The sequence below is a fragment of the Aurantimonas sp. HBX-1 genome (genome assembly GCF_021391535.1).
GTDB lineage: Bacteria > Pseudomonadota > Alphaproteobacteria > Rhizobiales > Rhizobiaceae > Aurantimonas.
On record NZ_CP090066.1, the window covers coordinates 1,594,005 to 1,614,658 of the forward strand.

The following is a 20,654-nucleotide window of genomic DNA, read 5'->3' on the forward strand; positions in this document are numbered from 1 at the left end:
AACGGGGTCCGGCGTGAGCGCATACGACTACGACCTCTTCGTCATCGGTGGCGGCTCGGGCGGCGTCCGTGCGGCCCGCCGGGCGGCGATGCTCGGCAAGAAGGTGGCGATCGCCGAGGAGTACCGCTTCGGCGGCACCTGCGTCATCCGCGGCTGCGTGCCGAAGAAGCTGTTCGTCTACGCCTCGCAGTTCTCCGAGGCGTGGGAAGACGCGCGCGGCTACGGCTGGCATTTCGGCGAGCGCCAGTTCGACTGGTCGCAGCTGATGGCCAACAAGGACCGCGAGATCGAGCGCCTGGAAGGCATCTACCGGGCCAATGTCGAGAAGGCGGGCGCGCACATCCTGGCGACGCGGGCGGTGATCGAGGGCGACCACGAGATCCGGCTGCTCGCGACGGACAAGGTGGTGACGGCGGACAAGATCCTGATCGCCACAGGCGGCCGTCCCAACCCGCATGGCGGCCTGCCGGGCGCCGAGCACTGCATCACCTCCGACGAGGCGTTTCACCTGGAGCGGCTGCCGCGGTCGGTCGTGATCCTCGGCGGCGGCTACATCGCCGTCGAGTTCGCCAACATCTTCCACGGCCTCGGCGTCGATACGACGCTGCTCTATCGCGGCCAGGAGATCCTGCAGGGCTTCGACGACGACCTGCGCCACGGCCTGCACCAGGCGATGGAACACAAGGGCATGTCGGTGCGCTGCCGCGACACGCTGACCGAGGTCGTGCAGAAGCCGGACGGCCGCTTCGAGGCGCACTGCGAAAGCGGCGCGATACTGGATGCCGACGAGGTGATGCTGGCGATCGGCCGCAAGGCGAACACGGAAAATCTCGGCTGCGAGACGGCGGGTGTCCAACTGGACGCGCGCGGCGGCGTCGTGGTCGACGCGTATTCCCGCACGAGCGTCGAGAACATCTTCGCGATCGGCGACGTGACGCATCGCGTCCAGCTGACCCCCGTCGCCATCCACGAGGCGATGTGCTTCATCGAGACGGCGTTCCGCAACAATCCGACCAAGCCGGACTACGACACGATCGCCACGGCGGTCTTCTCGCAGCCGGAGATCGGCACGGTCGGGCTCACCGAGGCCGATGCCTGCCGGCGCTTCGACGAGGTCGAGATCTACAAGGCGACCTTCCGGCCGCTGAAGAACACGCTGTCGGGCCGCGACGAGCGGATGATGATCAAGCTGGTGGTCGACGCGGCCAGCCGGAAGGTCGTTGGGGCCCACATTCTCGGGCCCGACGCGGGCGAACTCAGCCAGGTGCTGGGCATCGCGGTCAAGGCCGGGGTGACCAAGGACCAGTTCGACTCCACCATGGCGGTGCATCCGACCATGGCGGAGGAACTCGTCACCATGTACGAGCCGAGCTACCGGCTGCGCGACGGCGAACGCATCGCCGCCTGAGCCAAGGGTTCAGGATGCCGGCGCGACGGTGGTGAGGTCGGCGTTGGGAAAGCGCCGCAGCAGGGCCGAGACGGCGGCCGGCGTGCCCCACGCGTCGTCGGTGATGCCGACCGACAGGAGCGGCAGCCGCAGCCGTCGGCCGTGCGAACGCTCAGGTCCCGGCGCCGGACGGGCGTCGGCGCAGACATCAGTGAACGAGGGCATCGGACTGCAGGATCGGGTGGCAGCCGCCGCGCGGTTGTTGATCTTGCGGGCGGTTCCGGTAGAGCAGCGCCCATGGACATTCACGACGACCACCCCGACCTGGCGCAACTGGCGGCAACCGGCGATCTCGTGGCCTATTTCGGTTACGGGTCGCTGGTCAACCGGCGCACGCTGCGCACCAAATTCCTCGGTATCCGCCGCGCCAGCGCGCATGGCTGGCAGCGTTTCTGGCTGCCGCGCGGACAGGACGGGGACATGGCGCTGCTGTCGGTACAGCCGGCGGAGGCCGGGATCATCGAAGGGGTCGTCGTCTACGACCGGGCCGAGCACCTGCCCGCCGTCGACGAGCGCGAGGCGGGCTATGCCCGGCGGATCGTCGATCTCGGCCGGCTCTCGGTCGAGCGGCCGCCGGTCGCCGACGTGCCGGTCTACATCTACGAGGCGCATCGCGGCGCAGCCGACGCCGCGGAAACGCAGTCGGCGATCCTGCAGAGCTATCTCGACGCGGTGATGCAGGGCTTCCGCACGCTCTACGGCGAGGACGGGCTGCGCCGCTTCGTGGCCGGGACCGAGGGCTTCGAGACGACGGTGCTGCAGGACCGCGACGAGCCGCGCTATCCGCGCGCCGTGACCCTGTCCGACGGCGAGGCGGCGCTGTTCGACCGGCTGGTGAGCGAGCGCGGCGCTCGCTTCATCGCGCCGGATTGAGCCCGCGGCGGGCGGGGCACTGGCGCGAAAGATGACAAAACCGCGCGGAAGTGCTTAAAGCCCGCGCAGGTGGCGTACCGGTTGTACGGCGAGCCGACCAACCGTATTTCGACCCCGCGACGCAGAGACAGACGACCGGCGACGTCCGGTCAGGAGACATGACCATGGCGAAGGACTGGAACCCGGCAAGCTGGCGCTCGATGCCCATCGAGCAGGTCCCGGACTACCCGGACCAGATGGCGCTCGCCGACACCGAGAAGAAGCTGGCGACCTACCCGCCGCTGGTTTTTGCAGGTGAGGCGCGCAAGCTGACCCGTGCGCTGGGCGAAGTCGCCGAAGGCCGCGGCTTCCTGCTGCAGGGCGGCGACTGCGCCGAGAGCTTCGCCGAGCACGGCGCCGACAACATCCGCGACTTCTTCCGCGCCTTCCTTCAGATGGCCGTGGTGCTGACCTTCGGCGCCTCGCAGCCGGTGGTGAAGGTCGGCCGCATCGCCGGGCAGTTCGCCAAGCCGCGCTCGTCCAACGACGAGACCCGCGACGGCAAGACGCTGCCGTCCTATCGCGGTGACATCATCAACGGCATCGACTTCGACGAGGCCTCGCGCATTCCTTCGCCGGAGCGCCAGATCGAGGCGTACCGCCAGTCGGCGGCGACGCTCAACCTGCTGCGTGCCTTCGCCCAGGGTGGCTACGCCAACCTCGAGAACGTGCATCAGTGGATGCTGGGTTTCGTGGGCGGGAGCCCGGAGGCGGAGCGCTATCGCGCACTCGCCGACCGTATCTCCGAGACGATGAACTTCATGCGGGCGATCGGGATCAATTCCGAGAACCACCCGTCGCTGCGCGAGACCGATTTCTTCACCAGCCACGAGGCGCTGCTGCTCGGCTACGAGGAGGCGCTGACGCGCGTCGATTCCACGTCGGGCGACTGGTATGCCACCTCCGGCCACATGATCTGGATCGGCGACCGTACCCGGCAGGAGGGCAACGCCCATGTCGAGTTCTGCCGCGGCATCAAGAACCCGATCGGCCTCAAATGCGGCCCGTCGCTGGAGCCGGATGCGCTGCTGCGGCTGATCGACAAGCTGAACCCAGAGAACAAGGCCGGACGCCTGACGCTCATCACCCGCTTCGGGCACGAGAAGGTCGAGGCGCATCTGCCGAAGCTGATCCGCGCCGTGGAACGGGAAGGGCGCAAGGTGGTGTGGTCCTGCGATCCGATGCACGGCAACACGATCACGCTCAACCACTACAAGACCCGGCCGTTCGACCGGATCCTTTCAGAGGTCGAGAGCTTCTTCGCGGTGCATCGCGCTGAGGGCACCCATGCCGGCGGCATCCACATCGAGATGACCGGCAAGGACGTCACCGAATGCACCGGCGGCGCGCGGCCGGTCCTCGCCGAGGATCTGTCGGATCGCTACCACACGCATTGCGATCCGCGGCTCAACGCCAACCAGGCGCTGGAACTCGCCTTCCTGGTGGCGGAGCTGCTGAAGCACGACCACGCGGCGGCGCCGTCGCAGCAGCAGGCCGTCCGCCGCTGAGCCATACGACGCCATGACCTGCGGGGGACCGATCGGTGAACGATCCGTCCCCCGCAGGCGGCGGTGACGGCCGAGGCCGCGGGCCCCTATCTTGATCGGGTCCTGCCGGAGCCGACGCCATGTCCCAGATCCCCAGCCTGTTCATTTCCCACGGATCGCCCGACGTCGCGATCGCCGAGACCGAGGCGACGCGCTTCCTGCGCGGCCTCGCCGCCGGATTGCCGCGGCCGCGCGCCATCGTCGTCGCCACCGCGCATTTCGAGGCGGAGGGCAGGGTCCTCGTTTCAGGCGACGCGGCCCCGGAGACCATCCACGATTTCGGCGGCTTCGACCGCAGCCTCTACGAAATCCGCTATCCGGCGCCGGGCGATCCGCAACTCTCGTCGACCATCGCGGCAGCCCTCGCCGGCAGCGGCTTTGCCGCAGAGGTCGTGGCGAACCGCGGCTTCGACCACGGCACCTGGGTGCCGCTCAGCCTGGCCTTTCCGCAGGCCGACATCCCGGTCGTTCAGGTGTCGATCGACCCGGGCGAGGGCCCAGCCTACCATCTGAGGCTGGGAGAGGCGCTGGCCTTCCTGCGCAGCGAGAACGTGCTGGTGATCGGCTCGGGTTCGTTCACCCACAATCTGCGCGAGGCCTTCGCGCGGATCCGGAACAACGACCGGCAGGCGGCGACGCCGGAGTGGGTCTCGCGCTTCGCCGACTGGATGACCGAGCGGCTGATCGCCGGCGACCGGTCGGCGCTGGAGGCCTATCGCAGCGAGGCACCGTTCGCCCGCGAAAACCACCCGACCGACGAGCATCTGATGCCGCTCTACGTGGCGCTCGGCGCCGCGGGCCTTGGCGCCGGCGCGACGAAGCTGCACGGCAGCCATGATTTCGGCGTGCTGGCGATGGAAGCCTTCGCCTTTGCCTGAGGCGGATTATCCAATGTTGCGAAGCGGATGCTGACGGATGCTGCGAACATGATTCAAGCGATCGACCTCGACACCCGCCCCGGACTGCCGGCCGATCTGCGTGATCTGCTGAAGCGCTACCCGCGCGACATCTGGGATGGCCACGCCAATCTCGGGACCACGGCGCGGTTCTGGCTGCAGCGGCACGACATGTTCCGGGAACTCGGCGCCGCGCTCGGCGACGGGCTCTCGCAGCACCGCGAAGGCAGGGTCGAGCTGGACCCCTTCCGCCGCTGGTTCGCGCCGCGACTCCAGTTCTTCCTGGCGCAGCTCGAAAGCCACCACCAGGTCGAGGACCAGCACTACTTCCCGGTGTTCCAGCGGGCGGAGCGCAAGCTGGCGCACGGCTTCGACCTGCTCGAGGCGGATCACGAGATCATCCACCACGACCTCATGGAGACCGCCGGGACGGCCAACCGCTTTCTGGCGATCGAGATTGCGGCCGGTCCGCAGCCAAGCGATGCGGCCCGCCGGGCGGCGGACGGCTACGCCGACGCCAGTGAGCGGCTGCTCCGGCGCCTGATCCGGCACCTCGCCGACGAGGAGGACCTGATCATTCCTCTGATCCTCGATCGGGGAGAGGCTGCGATCGGGATCTGAGCGCGGCCGGACGCGGCTCGTCATGGGTCGCCGTCCTATCGCGGCGCGGCCCACGCACCCGCCTGGTCAGGGCCGGGCCCCACTGCCGCCAGGCGAACCAGCCAGCCAGGCCGACGGCGATCACCGCCAGCGCGATGCCGACGCCCCGCTCCATGACCTCGAGCTGGGCGAAGACCGACCCGATCGAATAGCCGAAGACATAGCCGAGCGTCGTGAAGATCCCGGCCCAGAGCCCGGCACCCACGAGGTTGAGTAGCGCGAAGCGCACGAGCGAAATCCGCGACAGGCCGAGCGCGATGAGGCCGGGCATCCGCAGCCCGTAGATGTAGCGGTTGACGATCACGAAGAAGGCCGGGAAGCGCTCGACCAGGCCGATCGCCCTGACGAACTTGTCATGCTCGCGCCAGCGGGCCACCCAGCGGTGATTCGACGCATAGCGCGCGAACAGGAACACCGACAGGTCGCCGACGCACGAGCCGACGAAGGCGAGCGCGATCATCATCTCGAGCGGGTAGGAGCCGCGATAGGCGAGGAAGCCGCCAATGATCGCGAAGACTTCGCCCTCGAAGAACGTACCGGCCAGGACGATGATCGGTCCGAATTGGCCAATGAGGCCCAGTATCTCGTACACCATGGCTCCGAACATCGGGACGGGGACAGCAACCCGCAACGGGCCGTGACAGTGTCTGGTTCATCTCGGCGGCTTGTCGCAGAGTTTTGCGGCGCAAAAAAGTGGATTCATCCGCCAGCTCCGACTGCCGGGCGTGCGGTTCGCGCTCGACGCTGCAACGTGCGCCGGCCTCGGCGGCAGGATCGCGCGCCGGCCCGGGATCCGCAAGCCTCAGAGCCTGCCGCGTTCGATCCGTTCCAGCCGTTCCGAGATCGCCGTCAGCATCGCCGCAACGGCCGGCAGCTCGGACTCGCGCAGCGCGTCGACCTTCTCGTGCAGGGCGAGGATCTCGATCTCGGCCTTCAGGTTGACCTTGTAGTCGTGGCTGGCGTCGAGCCGGTCCCGCGCCGCGGCACGGTTCTGCGACATCATGATGATCGGCGCCTGGATGGCGGCGAGCATCGACAGGATCAGGTTGAGGAAGATGAACGGATAGGGGTCGAACCGGCTGGCGGTCAGCAGCACGGTGTTGGCGAGTGCCCACAGCGCCAGGAAGCCGAGGAAGGCGATGATGAAACCCCAGGAGCCGCCGACGATCGCGATCCTGTCCGACAATCGGTCGCCGAAGGAGAGCTGCGCATCGAAGGCGGCATTGCTGTCGGCGGTGATCGGCTGGCGCGCATCGGCCCGTTCCAGGATCCGCCGTTCGGCGGGATGCAGCAGATCCAGCGGTCGGCCGAACCAGCGCACCGCCCCGGCCTCGAATTTCTCACTCGACATGTGGTTCTCTCCAGACTCGGCCGAGACCGGGCTCGCGCCCGCATCGCGAGATTGATATGAGCCGGACCGGCGGTTGAAAAGATCACCCGCAGCAAGGCCCCGGACGTTCCAAGAGGCATGGCGTGCAGAACCTGACCGACCGCCTGACGCTTGCCGTCGCGCAGCTCAACCCCGTCGTCGGCGACGTCGCCGGCAATCTCGAGCGCGCGCGCGCCGCGCGTGCCGAGGCCGCGAGCCAGGGCGCCGACCTCGTCCTTTTCACCGAGCTGTTCATCGCCGGCTATCCGCCCGAGGACCTCGTGCTGAAGCCGGCCTTCGTCGATGCCTGCCGCGAGGCGGTGGAGTCGCTGGCCCGGGAGACCGCCGACGGCGGCCCGGGGGTGATCATCGGCTGCCCGCTGCGCGACGAGGAAGGCCTGCACAACGCCGTGGCGGTGCTCGACGGCGGACGGATCCAGACCTGGCGTTCCAAGGTCGACCTGCCGAACTACGGCGAGTTTGACGAGAAGCGGGTGTTCCAGGCGGGGCCGATGCCCGGGCCGGTGAACTTCCGCGGGCTGCGGCTCGGCATCCCGGTCTGCGAGGACATCTGGGGCGAACTCGGCGTCTGCGAGACGCTGGCGGAATCGGGCGCGGAACTCCTGCTGGTGCCGAACGGCTCGCCCTTCTATCGCGGCAAGCTCGACGTCCGCCATCAGGTGGTGCTGCGGCAGGTCATCGAGACCGACTTGCCGGTGATCTACGCCAACGCCGTCGGCGGCCAGGACGACCTCGTGTTCGACGGCGCGTCCTTTGCCTTTCACGGCGACCGGAGCCTCGCCTTCCAGCTGCCGGAATTCGACGAGGGCGTCTTCGTCACGCGCTGGCAGAAGACCGGCGAGGGCTGGATCTGCGAGGACGGCCCGGTGGCGGCGCTGCCGGATGCCGACGAGGCGATCTGGCAGGCCTGCGTGCTCGGGCTGCGCGACTATGTCGACAAGAACGGCTTTCGCTCGGTTGTGCTGGGCCTCTCCGGCGGCATCGACTCCGCCATCGTCGCGGCCATGGCCGTCGATGCGCTGGGCGCGGCGCGCGTCCACTGCGTGATGCTGCCCTACCGCTATACCGCCGAGACCAGCCTGGAGGACGCCGAGGCCTGCGCCCGGGCGCTCGGCGTGCGCTACGACGTCGTGCCGATCGTCGATGCGGTGGAGGGTTTCGGCCATGCCCTGGCGCCGCTCTTTGCCGGCACCGAGCCGGGCGTGACCGAGGAGAACATCCAGAGCCGGGCGCGCGGCGTCATCCTGATGGCGATCTCCAACAAGTTCGGCGCCATGGTGGTGACCACCGGCAACAAGAGCGAGATGAGCGTCGGCTACGCGACGCTCTACGGCGACATGAACGGCGGCTTCAACCCGATCAAGGACCTCTACAAGACCGAGGTCTTCCGGCTCGCGCGCTGGCGCAACGCGCATCGCCCGACGGGTTCGCTCGGGCCGGACGGCGTCGTCATCCCCGAGCGGATCATCGACAAGCCACCCTCGGCGGAACTGCGCGAAGGCCAGAAGGACGAGGATTCGCTGCCGCCCTACGAGGTGCTCGACGCCATCCTCGAACACCTGGTCGAGCATGACGGCGGCGTCGACGAACTGGTGGCGCGTGGCTTCGACGCCGACACGGTGCGGCATATCGAGCGGCTGCTCTACATTGCCGAATACAAGCGCCGCCAGTCGGCGCCGGGGACCAAGGTGACGCGGAAGAACTTCGGCCGGGACCGGCGCTATCCGATCACCAACCGGTTCCGACACGGAGCCTGACCATGCTGGAAGTCCCGCCGCTCGACTCGCTCGCCATCGCCTTCACCGGCGTCGGCCTCCTGTTCTTCCTGCGCTATTTCCTGGCCATGCGGCGGATATGGAAGGTCGTCGGCTACCGGCCGAGCTTCCAGTTCGGCGACTTCTTCCGGGCGACGCGGCACGAGGCGTTCGGACCCGATCTCGAGCCCGAGCGGCGCTATGCGGCGCGGCAGCTGATGATCGGCAGCGCCATGCTGCTCTCCGGGCTGGTGCTGTTCGCCTGGCTGCTCGCGACCGGCGCTCCGATCCGGCTGGATATCTGAGCCGAGCTTGCCAGGCCGCGGACGCTTCGCCGGCCGGGGCCGTCCGATTGCCAGCGCCTCCCGCGTTCTCTAGGTCAGGGCCATGACCGTCACCGTTCGTTTCGCGCCGTCGCCCACGGGCCACCTGCATATCGGCAATTTGCGCACCGCGCTGTTCAACTGGCTGTTCGCCCGGCGCGAGGGCGGCCGCTTCGTCCTGCGCTTCGACGACACCGACGCTGAGCGGTCGCGGCGCGAATATGCCGACATGATCGAGACCGACCTCGGCTGGATCGGCATCACGCCCGACCTCACGGTACGACAGTCGGAGCGGCTGGCGCTGTACGAGGCGGCCGCCGCGAAGCTGCGGGAGCGGGGCCTGCTCTATGCCTGCTACGAGACCGCCGACGAGCTCGACCGCAAGCGCAAGCGGCTTGCCGCCCGCAACCTGCCGCCGGTGTACGGCCGCGATGCGTTGCGGCTGACGGAGGCCGAACGCGAAGCGTACGCGGCCGAGGGGCGGCGCCCGCACTGGCGGTTCCTGCTGCCGAATTTCGGCGACGATCCGTTTTCGCCGACGCGCACCGATATCCACTGGGACGACATCATCCGCGGCCCCCAGACGGTGGATCTCGCCTCGCTGTCGGACCCGGTGCTGGTGCGCGAGGACGGCAGCTTCCTCTACACGCTGCCGTCGATCGTCGATGACGGCGAGCTCGGCGTCACCCACGTGATCCGGGGCGACGACCACGTGACCAATACCGGCGTGCAGGCGGCGATCTTCGAAGCGCTCGGCCTCGCCGTGCCGCGCTTCGGGCATCACAATCTGCTGACGGCGCTGGGCGGCGAGGGCCTGTCGAAGCGCACCGGCGCGCTGTCGCTCAGGTCGCTGCGCAAGGCCGGCTACGAGCCGATGGCGGTTGCGTCGCTGGCGGTGCTGGTGGGCCTGTCGGGCTCGATCGAGGCGATGCCGGACCTCGCTTCGCTGGGGACACGTCTCGATTTCGCCGACGTCTCGGCGTCGGCCTCGAAGTTCGACCCCGCCGAGCTCGACCGGCTGAACGCCGAGATCGTGCACGGGCTCGATTATCCGACGGTTGCCGAGAGGCTGGCGGCGATGGGCGTGCCGCAGGACCGGGCCAAACCGTTCTGGGACGCGGTGCGGGGCAACTGCGCCAAGGTCGCCGACGCGGCGCAGTGGGTGCCGGTGGTGTTCGGCGACGGGTTCTCGGCGCCTAATCTCTCCGAGGACGAGCAGGCATTGGTCCGCGCGGCACGCGACCTGCTGCCTGCGGGCGCGATCGACGCCGGCACGTGGCACGCCTGGACCGGCGCGGTGAAGGAGGCGACCGGCCGCAAGGGCAAGGCGCTGTTCATGCCGCTGCGGCTGGCGATCACCGGCGTCGACCACGGGCCGGAACTGGCCGCCCTCCTGCCGCTGATCGGCCGCGAACGGCTGCTGGCCCGTCTCGGCTGACGGAGACGCCTAGCGGTTCAGGCGGGCGTCCGCCTCGGATCCTTCCTGCTGGACGGCCTGGGCGGTGGCGATCGCGGCCATGTTGACGATGCCGCGGGAGGTGACCGACGGCGTCATCACGTGGGCGGGCGAGGCGGCACCGAGCAGGATCGGCCCGACATGCAGCGCCTCGGTCATCGTCTTGACCACGCCGAGCGTGATGTTGGCGGCGTCGAGATTGGGGAAGATCAGCAGGTTCGCCTCGCCTTTGAGGTTCGAGTTCGGCATCAGGCGCCGGCGCATCTCCTCGTTCAGCGCCGCGTCGCCGTGCATTTCGCCGTCGACCTCCAGTTCCGGCGCCTGCGACCGGATTAGCGCCAAAGCGCGCCGCATCTTGCGCGTCGCCTCGGTGTCGTCGGTGCCGAAATTGGAGTGCGACACCAAAGCGCCCTTCGGCTCGATGCCGAAGCGCCGGATCGCCGCGGCGGCGAGCAGCGTCATCTCGGCGATGTCCTCGGCCGACGGATCGCGCTGGACGTAGGTGTCGAGGAAGAACTTGGTGCCCTGCTGGAAGATCAGCCCGCTCATCGCCGCGAAGCGGCGCACGCCCGGCATCATGCCGATGACCTGGCTGATGTCGCGGACATGCGGCGGATAGCGCCCTTCCAGGCCGCACAGCATGGCGTCCGCCTCGCCGCGGGAGACCGCGACCGCGGCGATCACGGTGTTGTTGGTCCGCACGATGGTGCGCGCCGTGTCGGGATTGACGCCCTTGCGGCCGACCTTCTCGAAATAGTGGTCGACATAGTCGCGGTAGCGCGGATCGTCCTCCGGATTGACCACCTCGAAATCGGTGCCCGGCCGGATGCGCAGGCCGTAGCGCTCGAGGCGGCTGGCGATGACGCCGGGGCGGCCGACGAGGATCGGCAGGCAGACCTTCTCCTCGAGCAGAACCTGCGCGGCGCGCAGCACGCGCTCGTCCTCGCCGTCCGAGAAGATCACCCGCTTGCCGGAGTTGCGGGCGATCTGGAAGATCGGCTTCATCATCAGGCCGGAGCGGAAGACGAAGCGGTTCAGCCGGTCGAGATAGGCCGGCATGTCGGTGATCGGCCTCAGGGCGACCCCCTCGGCCTCGGCCGCCAGCGCCACCGCCGGCGCGATCTTCAGGATCAGCCGCGGATCGAAGGGCGAGGGGATCAGGTAGTCCGGCCCGAAGACCGGCGTTTCGGAGCCGTAGGCCTTGGCCGCGACCTCGGACACCTCCTCGCGGGCGAGCGCCGCGATGGCATCGACGGCCGCCTTCTTCATGCCTTCGGTGATGCCGGTGGCGCCGCAGTCGAGGGCACCCCGGAAGATGTACGGGAAGCAGAGGACGTTGTTGACCTGGTTGGGGAAATCCGACCGGCCGGTGCAGATCATCGCGTCCGGCCGCACCGCCTTGGCGAGCTCCGGCATGATCTCCGGGGTCGGATTGGCGAGCGCCATGATCATCGGCCGCTCGGCCATCGACTTCAGATATTCGGGCTTCAGCACGCCGCCGGCCGACAGGCCGAGGAAGACATCGGCGCCCTCGATGACCTCTTCCAGCGTCCGCTTGTCGGTCTGCCGCGCGTAGACCGCCATCCAGCGGTCCATGCGCTTCTCGCGGCCCTCGTAGACGACGCCCTCGATATCGGTGCAGGTGATGTTTTCGCGGCGCGCCCCGAGTTCGACCAGCAGGTTGAGGCAGGCGATGGCAGCGGCGCCGGCGCCGGAGGTGACGATCTTGGCCTCGGCCAGCGTCTTGCCGGCGAGCATCAGGCCGTTGCGGATGGCCGCCGCGACGATGATCGCGGTGCCGTGCTGGTCGTCGTGGAAGACCGGGATCGCCATGCGCTCGCGCAGCCGGGCCTCGACCTCGAAGCACTCCGGCGACTTGATGTCCTCGAGATTGATGCCGCCGAAGGTCGGCTCCAGCGCCGCGACGACGTCGCAGATGCGGTCGATCTCGCGCGCCTCGATCTCGATGTCGAAGACGTCGATGTCGGCGAATTTCTTGAACAGGACGGCCTTGCCCTCCATCACCGGCTTGGAGGCGAGGGGGCCGATGTCGCCGAGGCCGAGCACAGCCGTGCCGTTGGAGACCACCGCCACCAGATTGGCGCGGCTGGTGTAGACCGCGGCCAGCGAGGGGTCGCGCGCGATCTCGCGGCAGGGCGCGGCGACGCCGGGCGAGTAGGCCAGCGCCAGATCGCGCTGGTTGCCGAGCGGCTTGGTCGCGCGGATCGCCAGTTTCCCGGGCGTCGGGTAGCGGTGATAGAACAGCGCCTGCTCGTCGAGATCGGCGGTGGTCATGCCCGTCCCGCCCGTTTCGTTCTCCGACATGCCGATCCCCCGCTGTTTCGACGGCCATCCCACGCCGCCTGCGGCTCCTTCTAAACGATCACCTGCGGCTGGCAACCGACCAGCGACGCCCGCCGCAACGGCAGCGCGAACCGTGCGTCACACGGATGCAATCAGAATCAGTCATTTCCATCACGCAGCGAAGGGGATCGGTGAGGCCGGGACGGGATGGCGACCATGCATCAGTTGGCGACGGCGCGTCACTTCCGGACGCTGTTCATTTCAGACGTGCATCTGGGGTCCAAGGCGGCACAGGCCGAACTGCTGGTGGATTTCCTGCGGGTGCACGACGCCGAGAAGATCTATCTCGTGGGGGACATCGTCGACGGCTGGCGCCTCAAGCGCTCGTGGCATTGGCCGCAAGCCCACAACGACGTGGTCCAGAAGCTGCTGCGCAAGGCGCGCAAGGGCGCCTCGGTGATCTACGTTCCCGGCAACCACGACGAGTTCCTGCGGGACTTCCCGGGCCAGCATTTCGGCGGTGTCGAGGTCAAGCTCACCGACGTTCACGTCACGGCGGACGGGCGACGCTTCCTGGTCATCCACGGCGACGCCTTCGACGTCGTCGTCCGCAATGCCCGGGTCATCGCCTATCTCGGCGACTGGGCCTACGACGCGGCGATCGCCATCAACGTCGTGTTCAACGTCGTGCGGCGCCGGCTGGGATTTCCCTACTGGTCGATCTCCTCCTGGGCGAAGCTCAAGGTCAAGAACGCTGTCAACTTCATCGGCGCTTTCGAGACGGCGCTGGCGGAGGAGGCGCGCCGGCACGATTGCCAGGGCGTGATCTGTGGCCACATCCACCATGCGCAGCTGACCGAGCACGACGGCATCGAATACGTGAATACCGGCGACTGGGTGGAGAGCTGCACCGCGGTGGCGGAGCGCCATGACGGGTCGCTCGAGCTGATCCGCTGGACCGAGACGGCGCGCGAGAAGCAGCCGAAAGGCGAGCGCGGGCCGCTCGCCGCCGAGCCGGCCCCATCGCCGGCGGCCGAGGCGGCCTGACCCGAGGACGACATTCATGCAACGCTTCCTGATCGCCACCGACGCCTGGCACCCGCAGGTGAACGGCGTGGTGCGCACGCTCTCCAGCCTCTGCGACCAGCTGCGCGACCGTGGTGCCGCGGTGATGGTGGTGAGCCCTCTCGACTTTCGTACCGTCGCCTGCCCGACCTATCCCGAGATCCGGCTGGCTCTCGCCTCGGCCGACCGGCTGGAGCACATGTTCGACGAGTTCCGGCCGACGGCGGTCCACATCGCGACGGAAGGCCCGGTGGGCCTTGCCGCCCGGCGCGCCAGCCTTCGCAGCGGGCGCCGCTTCACCACGAGTTTCCACACCCGGTTTCCCGAATATCTGCGCAAGCGGGCGCCGATTCCCGAAAGCGTCACCTACGGCTTCCTGCGGCGTTTCCATGCCCCCGCAGCGGCCTGCCTGGTGCCGACCGAGTCGATGCGCCGCAAGCTTTCGGACCTCGGCTTCGGCAATCTCGTCACCTGGACGCGCGGCGTCGACCGCCGCCAGTTCCGTCCCGCCGAGCCAATCGGGCTCGACCTTCCGGGCCCGATCTTCCTCACCGTTTCTCGGATCGCCCCGGAGAAGAACATCGAGGCGTTCCTCGACCTCGACCTGCCCGGATCGAAGCTGGTGGTCGGCGACGGGCCGATGTTGCCGGAACTCATCAAACGATATCCGCACGTGCATTTCGCCGGCGCCCAGACCGGCGAGGCGCTGGCCCGCTATTATGCCTCGGCCGACGTTTTCGTCTTCCCGTCGAAGACCGACACGTTCGGGATCGTGCTGATCGAGGCGCTGGCCTGCGGCGTGCCGGTGGCAGCCTATCCGGAGCCGGGTCCGATCGACGTCATTGCCGGGTCGAATGCCGGGCGGATCTCGACCGACCTGCGGGAGGCGTGCCTCGCCGCGCTGTCGCTGAAGCGAAGCGACGCGCTGGAGCGCTCGAAGGCGTACAGCTGGGAAGCCTGCGCCGACGTCTTCCTGGAGACCTCGGTGGACACGTTGAACCAGCCGGCGCTGCGCCTCGCGGGATGAGCTTGCGTCGGCGGTGGCCGAGGCGGGGAAGCCTCAGCCCCAGAGTTCGGGGCTCGGCGGCGCGACGGTCGAGGCTTCGTAGACGAGCCCGTGCGGCCGGTCCTTCGCAAGCAGCAGCGGGCCGTCGAGATCGGCGAAGGCGGCGACCTGCGCCAGCAGCACGGCGGGCGCCATGGCCAGCGACGTGCCGACCATGCAGCCGACCATCACGCCGAAGCCGAGTTCCTGCGCCCGGGTCACGAGGCGCAACGCCTCGGTCAGCCCGCCGGTCTTGTCGAGCTTGACGTTGACGTAGTCGTAGCGGCCGCGCAGCGCCTCGAGGTCCTCGCTCGTGTGGACCGACTCGTCGGCGCAGATCGGCACCGGATGCGCGATCTCCGCGAGGATCGCATCCGCGCCCTTCGGCAGCGGCTGCTCGACCAGCACGGCGCCGGCGGCGGCCGCCGCCCTGAGATGCGCCTCGATGTTGTCGGCGGTCCAGCCTTCGTTGGCGTCGAGGATCAGCCGTGTGCCGCCGGTGGCGGCATGGATGGCGGCCATGCGGTCAATGTCGCCATCGGTCCCGACCTTGATCTTCAGGAGGCTTCTACCGGCGGCCTTCGCCGCTTCCGCCATGGCGGCGGGCGTGTCGATGCCGATCGTATAGGCGGTCTCGATGGGGCGCGGCGGCGCGCGGCAGATCAGTTCGGCGACGCGGGTCCCGCTCGCCTTGGCCTCGAGATCCCAGAGCGCGCAGTCGAGGGCGTTGCGGGCCGCGCCGGCGGGGAGCGTCCTGCCGAGGTCCTCCCGAGAGGCGCCGCGCTCGATCCCGGCCCTGGCGGATTCGATCGCCGCGACGACGCTCTCGACGCTCTCGCCATAGCGGGCATAGGGGACGCACTCGCCCCGTCCGACGACGCCGCCTGCCTCGATCGCGCAGACGATCACCACCGCCTCGGTCTTGGCGCCCCGCGAGATGCGGAACTCGCGGGCGAGCGGGAAGCGCTCCACTGTGACCGAAACACGACGCGACATGGCTTATCGATCCTTCTGGACGGCGGAACGGCGGAGAATCCATGACAAGCGGTCAATAGATGATTAATCCTTCCCCCTTGTACGAAGCGCCGCGGATCATGCGCACTGCGTCACGCGCCGCGCATCCCCCCGCCGTCGCCAGGCGCTTCGAAGGAAGGTCCAGCAACCGCCCATGCCAGAGAGTTCTCCAGCACGTACGGCCGGCGCGACCGGACGGCGGCAAGCCGTCCAGCCTGCGCTCGACCGCGAGCAGCGGGACGGCCGTGTCGTGCTGAGGGCGACGGGCGACTGGCTGGCCCGCACCGTCGGCTCGCTGGAACAGACGGTCGGCGACTTCGGCAAGTCGGATGCGGGTGCCAGCGCGGTGGTGGATTGCCGGGGCATCGGCCGGATCGACACGGCGGGTGCCTTCGTGATCGAGCGGCTGGCCCGCGATCTCGGCGGCGATTCCCGGCTGGAAGGCCTCGCTGACCGCGACACGGCGCTGTTCGACGCGGTGCGGCGGGCGATGGACCGGGAGCGCTTGGACGTCGAAGCTGCGCGCGGCAACGTCCTCGCCGGCCTGCTCGACGCCGTCGGGCGCGGCACCGTCGGCATGTACAACGAGATCGTCATCGCCCTCAACATCATCGGCGGTTCGATCTTCGGCGCCGGCCGCCGGCTGACCGGGCGAACCCAGATCCGCGCCGCGGCGATCTTCAACCAGATCGACCAGATGGGCGTGAAGGCGGTGCCGATCATCATGCTGATGAGCTTCCTCATCGGCGCCATCATCGCCCAGCAGGGCGCCTTCCAGCTGCGCCGCTTCGGCGGCGAGGTCTACGCGGTCAACCTGATCAGCATCCTGGTCCTGCGCGAGATCGGCGTGCTCCTGACGGCGATCATGATCGCCGGACGGTCCGGCAGCGCCATCACCGCCGAGATCGGCTCTATGAAGATGCGCGAGGAGGTGGACGCGCTCCAGGTCATCGGGCTGAACCCGATCGGCGTCCTGATCTTTCCGCGCCTCGTCGCGCTGACCATCGCGCTGCCGCTGCTGACGGTGCTCGCCAATCTCTCTGCGCTGCTCGGCGGCATGCTGGTGCTGAACGTCTACTCCGACATCTCCACGGCCAACTTCATCCAGGGGATGCAGTCGTCCATCGATCTGTTCACCGTATTCTCCGGACTGATCAAGGCGCCGTTCATGGCGATCATCATCGGCCTCGTCGCCTCATCGGAGGGCCTGAAGGTCGGCGGCAGCGCCGAGAGCCTCGGCCTGCACGTGACCGCCTCGGTGGTGAAGGCCATTTTCCTCGTCATCCTGATGGATGGCATATTCGCGATTTTCTATGCCTCCATCGGTCTCTGATCCCGCCCGCCCGAACGGGGCCGCCGCTTCCCAGGATGACGACATCATCATCCGTGTCGAGGACGTCACCGTGAGCTTCGGGGAAAAGACCATCCTCGACAAGCTGTCGCTGGACGTGCGCCGCGGCGAGATCCTCGGCTTCGTCGGCCCGTCCGGTTCCGGCAAGTCGGTGCTGCTGCGCACCATCCTCGGCCTCAACCAGAAGCAGGGCGGCACGATCGACGTGTTCGGGATCAACTATCCCGAAGCGGACGACGAGGATCGCCTGGCGGTCGAGCGGCGCTGGGGCGTCCTGTTCCAGCACGGCGCGCTGTTCTCCTCGCTGACCGTGCTGGAGAACATCGAGGTGCCGATGCGGGAGTATCTCGACCTCTCGCCGGAGCTGATGCACGAACTCGCGCGCCTGAAGCTCGACCTCGTCGGCCTGCCGCAGGATGCCGCCGGAAAATTCCCCTCCGAGCTGTCGGGCGGCATGATCAAGCGCGCGGCGCTGGCGCGGGCGCTGGCGCTCGATCCGGACGTCGTGTTCCTCGACGAGCCGACGTCGGGCCTCGACCCCATCGGCGCCGCCGATTTCGATCAGTTGATCATGACGCTCCGGGACACGCTGGGGCTGACCGTGTACATGGTCACCCACGACCTCGACAGCCTGTTCCAGGCCTGCGACCGCATCGCCGTGCTCGGGGACGGCAAGGTGCTGGTCGAAGGACCGCTGTCGACCATGCTCTCCTTCGACCACCCGTGGGTGAAATCGTATTTCCACGGCAAGCGCGCGCGCACTATCGCCGCGCCTGAAAATGCCGGGCATGCCCTAGAGGGGATCGTTTGATGGAAACCAAGGCGAATTACGTCCGCGTCGGCATCTTCACCATCGTCGTCCTCGTGCTGGCGTTCGGCTTCGTCTACTGGTCGATCTTCGCGACCCAGGGGGATTCCCGGGTGCCGCTGCTGGTGCGGATCGAAGGCTCGGTCACCGGCCTGCAGCAGGGCAGCCAGGTGTTGTTCAACGGTCTTCCGGTCGGCGTCGTGCAGTCGCTGCGCATCGATCCCAACAATCCGCGCGTCGTCATCGCCTCGACCCAGGTCGATCCGGACCTGCCGATCAAGGAGACGACCGCGGCGAATATCGGCTTCCAGGGCCTGACCGGATTTGCCTTCATCGAACTGAAGGGCGGCGAGGCGGGCGAGCCGGACATCATCAAGGAAGCGCAGCGGCAGGGCACCGTGCCGATCATCCGCGCCGACCCGTCCGACATCACCGACATCCTGGCGACCGCCCGCGACATTGCCGACCGGGCGAACACCATTCTCGGGGAGTTCGAGAGCATCGTTGCCGACGCCGGGCCGTCGATCGGCGTGACCCTCGAAAACGTCTCGAAGACCTCCGAGAACATCGAGCAGTTCACCTCGAGCCTCGCCTCGAATTCCGACGACGTCGACGAGTTCCTGCAGAGCCTCAGCCGCCTCGCCGACACCGCCAACACGGTGGCCGCGGGCCTTCCCAAGGCGATCGAGGAGGCGCAGGCCATCCTTGCCGCGGTGGACCCGGCCGCGATCCGCACCACCGTCTCCAACATCGCCGCCATGTCGGAAACGCTGCGCGCTCAATCCGAGAACGTCGAGAGCGTCGTCGCCTCGGTACGGACGGCGGCCGACAGCATCGGCGGCGTCGGCGAGATCATCAGCCGCAACACGCCGCAGATCGACCGCTTCCTCGCCGGGCTCGGGCCGATCACCGAGACGGCGACCCGCGTTGCCGAACGCCTCGACACGACGCTGGAGACGGCGAACCGCGTCGTCGCGGCCGTCGATCCCGCCGCGGTCTCCACCGCCATCGACGATATCGCCGCGACGGCCAGCAACGTCTCGTCGCTGACGCAGTCGATCTCGACGCAGCGCGAGGCGATCAACTCGGCCATCGCCGGCGTCGCGAACTCGGCCCAGAACGTCAACCGCATCACCACCGCGATCGCCCAGCGCTCGCCGGAGATCGACGCGCTGCTCGCCGGCCTCGGGCCGATCACGGAGAACATCAGCGAAGCCAGCCGCCAGGTGAACGAGACGCTGGCTTCGGCGGACGCGCTGATCAATTCGGTCGATGCCGCGACCGTCAACGAGGTGATCGGCGACGTGCGCGACGTCACCGCGGCGCTCAGCGCCAAGACCCCGGAAGTCCAGTCGATCATCGACGGCGTCGACCAGACGGTGCGGACGCTCGAGGCAACCCTCAACGGCTTCTCGGAGACTCGGGCGCAGGTCGACACGCTGCTCGCCAGCATCGATCCGGGCCAGGTCAACCGCGCCGTGGATAACGTCTCCTCGGCGACCGACAATGTCGCGAGGGCCGCGGACTCGATCGCGGGCGTCGCCGATTCCATCGGCGAGCGGCGCGAGGACATCAACGACATCATCACCAATGTCGAACTGACCAGCCAGCGCATCAGCGCGGCCTCGCAGCGCATCGACAGCGTCGTCACCTCGGTCAACGACCTCCTGGCCGGAGCCAAGGACGGCACCAGCCTCGGCACCGACGTGGCGACGACGCTGCGCTCGATCCGGTCCGCGGCCCAGTCGATCCAGTCCGAGGTCGCGCCGATCTCGGCCAATCTGCAGCGCTTCACCGGGCAGGGCCTGCGCGAGTTCCAGACGCTGGTGCGCAACGTCACGCAGTCGGTCGGCCGCATCGACAGGGCGGTCGACGACTTCTCCAACGATCCGAGCCGGCTGATCTATGGCGGCGACGAGGTCAAGCAGTATGACGGCCGGACCCGGCGCTGACGGCGCGCCGGCGTTGACAGCGGCGACGGCGAGTGAGAGCAAACGTCGCTGTGGCGACAGGAACAGGCAAGACATGAAGCGTTCAACGTCCCGATCCGTCCTGCTGGCGTTCCTCGCGGTGGCCCTCAGTTCCTGTCTCTCCGCGCCCCCGCCGGACACGTTCGAGATCTCGGCCCCGGCCATCGTCCAGAACGTCGCAGGCACGAGCCGGGCGCAGATCCTGATTCCCGAGCCGACGGCGATCAAGACGCTCGACTCCGAGAAGATCGTGGTGAAGCCGACCCCTTATTCGGTCGAGTATCTCGCCGGCAGCCAGTGGAGCGACCGCCTGCCGCGCATGGTCCAGCTGCGGCTTCTGCAGGCCTTCGAGAATACCGGCCGTATCGGCGCGGTGGGCGTGCCGGGCCAGGGTCTGGCCATCGACTACCAGATGGTCATGGAAGTGCGGAAGTTCGAGATCGATGCGGTCGGCCCGGCGCGCGCGGTGATCGAGATCTCCGTCAAGGCGCTGAACGACCGCAATGGCAGCGTGCTGCGCACCAAGGTCTTCGCGGTGGAGGTGCCTGTGGCCGGCACGACCAACACCGACTACGTCGCCGCCCTCGACCGCGCCTACGAACAGATCTCGGACGAGATCGTGCGCTGGACGCTGGCGCTGATCTGACGGCGCCCGCCGGCGCCGCGATTTCCTGATCCAATCCGAAAAAGCCGGTGACGAGCGATGCCCGTC

Annotated in this window: 19 protein-coding genes; 14 read left to right on the forward strand and 5 right to left on the reverse strand. The window is 68.3% G+C overall.

Annotated features, from left to right (window positions below; translation table 11 throughout):
- The first annotated feature begins 13 nt into the window (after positions 1-13).
- Entirely contained in the window at positions 14-1,408 is a 1,395-nt protein-coding gene (gene gor, locus LXB15_RS07585; RefSeq protein WP_233952120.1) for a glutathione-disulfide reductase, read from the forward strand.
- A gap of 9 nt (positions 1,409-1,417) precedes the next feature.
- Here the strand turns inward: gor and LXB15_RS07590 are convergent, their stop codons facing one another.
- Positions 1,418-1,612, reverse strand: a complete 195-nt coding sequence (locus LXB15_RS07590) for a hypothetical protein (RefSeq protein WP_233952123.1) — start codon at positions 1,610-1,612, stop codon at positions 1,418-1,420.
- 72 nt (positions 1,613-1,684) lie between these two features.
- On the opposite strand from LXB15_RS07590, the gene LXB15_RS07595 reads away from it, so the two are divergent.
- From LXB15_RS07595 to LXB15_RS07610, 4 genes are all read left to right on the forward strand, one after another.
- A complete protein-coding gene (locus LXB15_RS07595) occupies positions 1,685-2,320 on the forward strand; it encodes a gamma-glutamylcyclotransferase family protein (RefSeq protein WP_233952124.1) in 636 nt (211 codons plus the stop codon).
- A 164-nt stretch (positions 2,321-2,484) separates the two neighbouring features.
- Positions 2,485-3,867, forward strand: a complete 1,383-nt coding sequence (locus tag LXB15_RS07600; RefSeq protein WP_233952125.1) for a class II 3-deoxy-7-phosphoheptulonate synthase — start codon at positions 2,485-2,487, stop codon at positions 3,865-3,867.
- A 119-nt stretch (positions 3,868-3,986) separates the two neighbouring features.
- Entirely contained in the window at positions 3,987-4,784 is a 798-nt protein-coding gene (locus LXB15_RS07605; RefSeq protein ID WP_233952126.1) for a class III extradiol ring-cleavage dioxygenase, read from the forward strand.
- Between the two features lie 48 nt (positions 4,785-4,832).
- Positions 4,833-5,423, forward strand: a complete 591-nt coding sequence (locus tag LXB15_RS07610; RefSeq protein ID WP_233952127.1) for a hemerythrin domain-containing protein — start codon at positions 4,833-4,835, stop codon at positions 5,421-5,423.
- On the opposite strand, the gene LXB15_RS07615 is transcribed toward LXB15_RS07610, so the two are convergent.
- Together LXB15_RS07615 and LXB15_RS07620 are read right to left on the reverse strand one after the other, a co-directional pair.
- The gene (locus LXB15_RS07615) at positions 5,377-6,057 is read right to left on the reverse strand and encodes a DedA family protein (protein ID WP_233952128.1); all 681 of its coding nucleotides are present in this window, start codon (positions 6,055-6,057) and stop codon (positions 5,377-5,379) included. The two genes, LXB15_RS07610 and LXB15_RS07615, sit on opposite strands and share 47 nt — an antisense overlap.
- 207 nt (positions 6,058-6,264) lie before the next feature.
- Positions 6,265-6,813, reverse strand: a complete 549-nt coding sequence (locus LXB15_RS07620; protein ID WP_233952130.1) for a DUF1003 domain-containing protein — start codon at positions 6,811-6,813, stop codon at positions 6,265-6,267.
- Positions 6,814-6,935: 122 nt separating this feature from the next.
- Here LXB15_RS07620 and LXB15_RS07625 point away from each other — a divergent pair, with 122 nt between their 5' ends.
- The 3 genes from LXB15_RS07625 to gltX all read left to right on the forward strand — a co-directional run bounded on the left by LXB15_RS07625 (position 6,936) and on the right by gltX (position 10,367).
- Entirely contained in the window at positions 6,936-8,609 is a 1,674-nt protein-coding gene (locus LXB15_RS07625; RefSeq protein ID WP_233952131.1) for an NAD+ synthase, read from the forward strand.
- Positions 8,610-8,611: 2 nt separating this feature from the next.
- Positions 8,612-8,911 (forward strand): hypothetical protein, encoded by a 300-nt coding sequence (locus LXB15_RS07630; RefSeq protein ID WP_233952133.1) that lies wholly within the window; start codon positions 8,612-8,614, stop codon positions 8,909-8,911.
- Between the two features lie 82 nt (positions 8,912-8,993).
- A complete protein-coding gene (gene gltX, locus LXB15_RS07635; RefSeq protein WP_233952135.1) occupies positions 8,994-10,367 on the forward strand; it encodes a glutamate--tRNA ligase in 1,374 nt (457 codons plus the stop codon).
- A gap of 9 nt (positions 10,368-10,376) precedes the next feature.
- Here the strand turns inward: gltX and LXB15_RS07640 are convergent, their stop codons facing one another.
- Positions 10,377-12,710, reverse strand: coding sequence for an NADP-dependent malic enzyme (locus LXB15_RS07640; protein WP_233952137.1), 2,334 nt, complete (start codon positions 12,708-12,710; stop codon positions 10,377-10,379).
- A gap of 186 nt (positions 12,711-12,896) precedes the next feature.
- On the opposite strand from LXB15_RS07640, the gene LXB15_RS07645 reads away from it, so the two are divergent.
- The gene (locus tag LXB15_RS07645; protein WP_233952139.1) at positions 12,897-13,736 is read left to right on the forward strand and encodes a UDP-2,3-diacylglucosamine diphosphatase; all 840 of its coding nucleotides are present in this window, start codon (positions 12,897-12,899) and stop codon (positions 13,734-13,736) included.
- 16 nt (positions 13,737-13,752) lie between these two features.
- Positions 13,753-14,781 carry a glycosyltransferase family 1 protein gene (locus LXB15_RS07650; protein ID WP_233952141.1) on the forward strand — a complete coding sequence of 343 codons (1,029 nt, stop codon included), beginning with the start codon at positions 13,753-13,755 and terminating at the stop codon, positions 14,779-14,781.
- Positions 14,782-14,814: 33 nt separating this feature from the next.
- Here LXB15_RS07650 and dgcA read toward each other — a convergent pair whose 3' ends face one another.
- Entirely contained in the window at positions 14,815-15,795 is a 981-nt protein-coding gene (gene dgcA, locus LXB15_RS07655) for an N-acetyl-D-Glu racemase DgcA (protein WP_233952142.1), read from the reverse strand.
- 172 nt (positions 15,796-15,967) lie between these two features.
- Here dgcA and LXB15_RS07660 point away from each other — a divergent pair, with 172 nt between their 5' ends.
- The 4 genes from LXB15_RS07660 (at position 15,968) to LXB15_RS07675 (ending at position 20,588) form a co-directional block, all read left to right on the forward strand.
- On the forward strand, positions 15,968-17,146 hold the full coding sequence (locus LXB15_RS07660) for an ABC transporter permease (RefSeq protein WP_233952144.1): 1,179 nt from the start codon (positions 15,968-15,970) through the stop codon (positions 17,144-17,146).
- A complete protein-coding gene (locus LXB15_RS07665) occupies positions 17,127-17,975 on the forward strand; it encodes an ABC transporter ATP-binding protein (RefSeq protein WP_233952146.1) in 849 nt (282 codons plus the stop codon). Before LXB15_RS07660 ends, LXB15_RS07665 begins: the two co-directional genes overlap by 20 nt.
- Positions 17,975-19,924: an MCE family protein gene (locus LXB15_RS07670; protein WP_233952148.1), complete on the forward strand. Its 1,950-nt coding sequence runs from the start codon at positions 17,975-17,977 to the stop codon at positions 19,922-19,924. Before LXB15_RS07665 ends, LXB15_RS07670 begins: the two co-directional genes overlap by 1 nt.
- A 73-nt stretch (positions 19,925-19,997) precedes the next feature.
- Positions 19,998-20,588, forward strand: coding sequence for an ABC-type transport auxiliary lipoprotein family protein (locus tag LXB15_RS07675; RefSeq protein WP_233952150.1), 591 nt, complete (start codon positions 19,998-20,000; stop codon positions 20,586-20,588).
- Positions 20,589-20,654 lie beyond the last annotated feature (66 nt).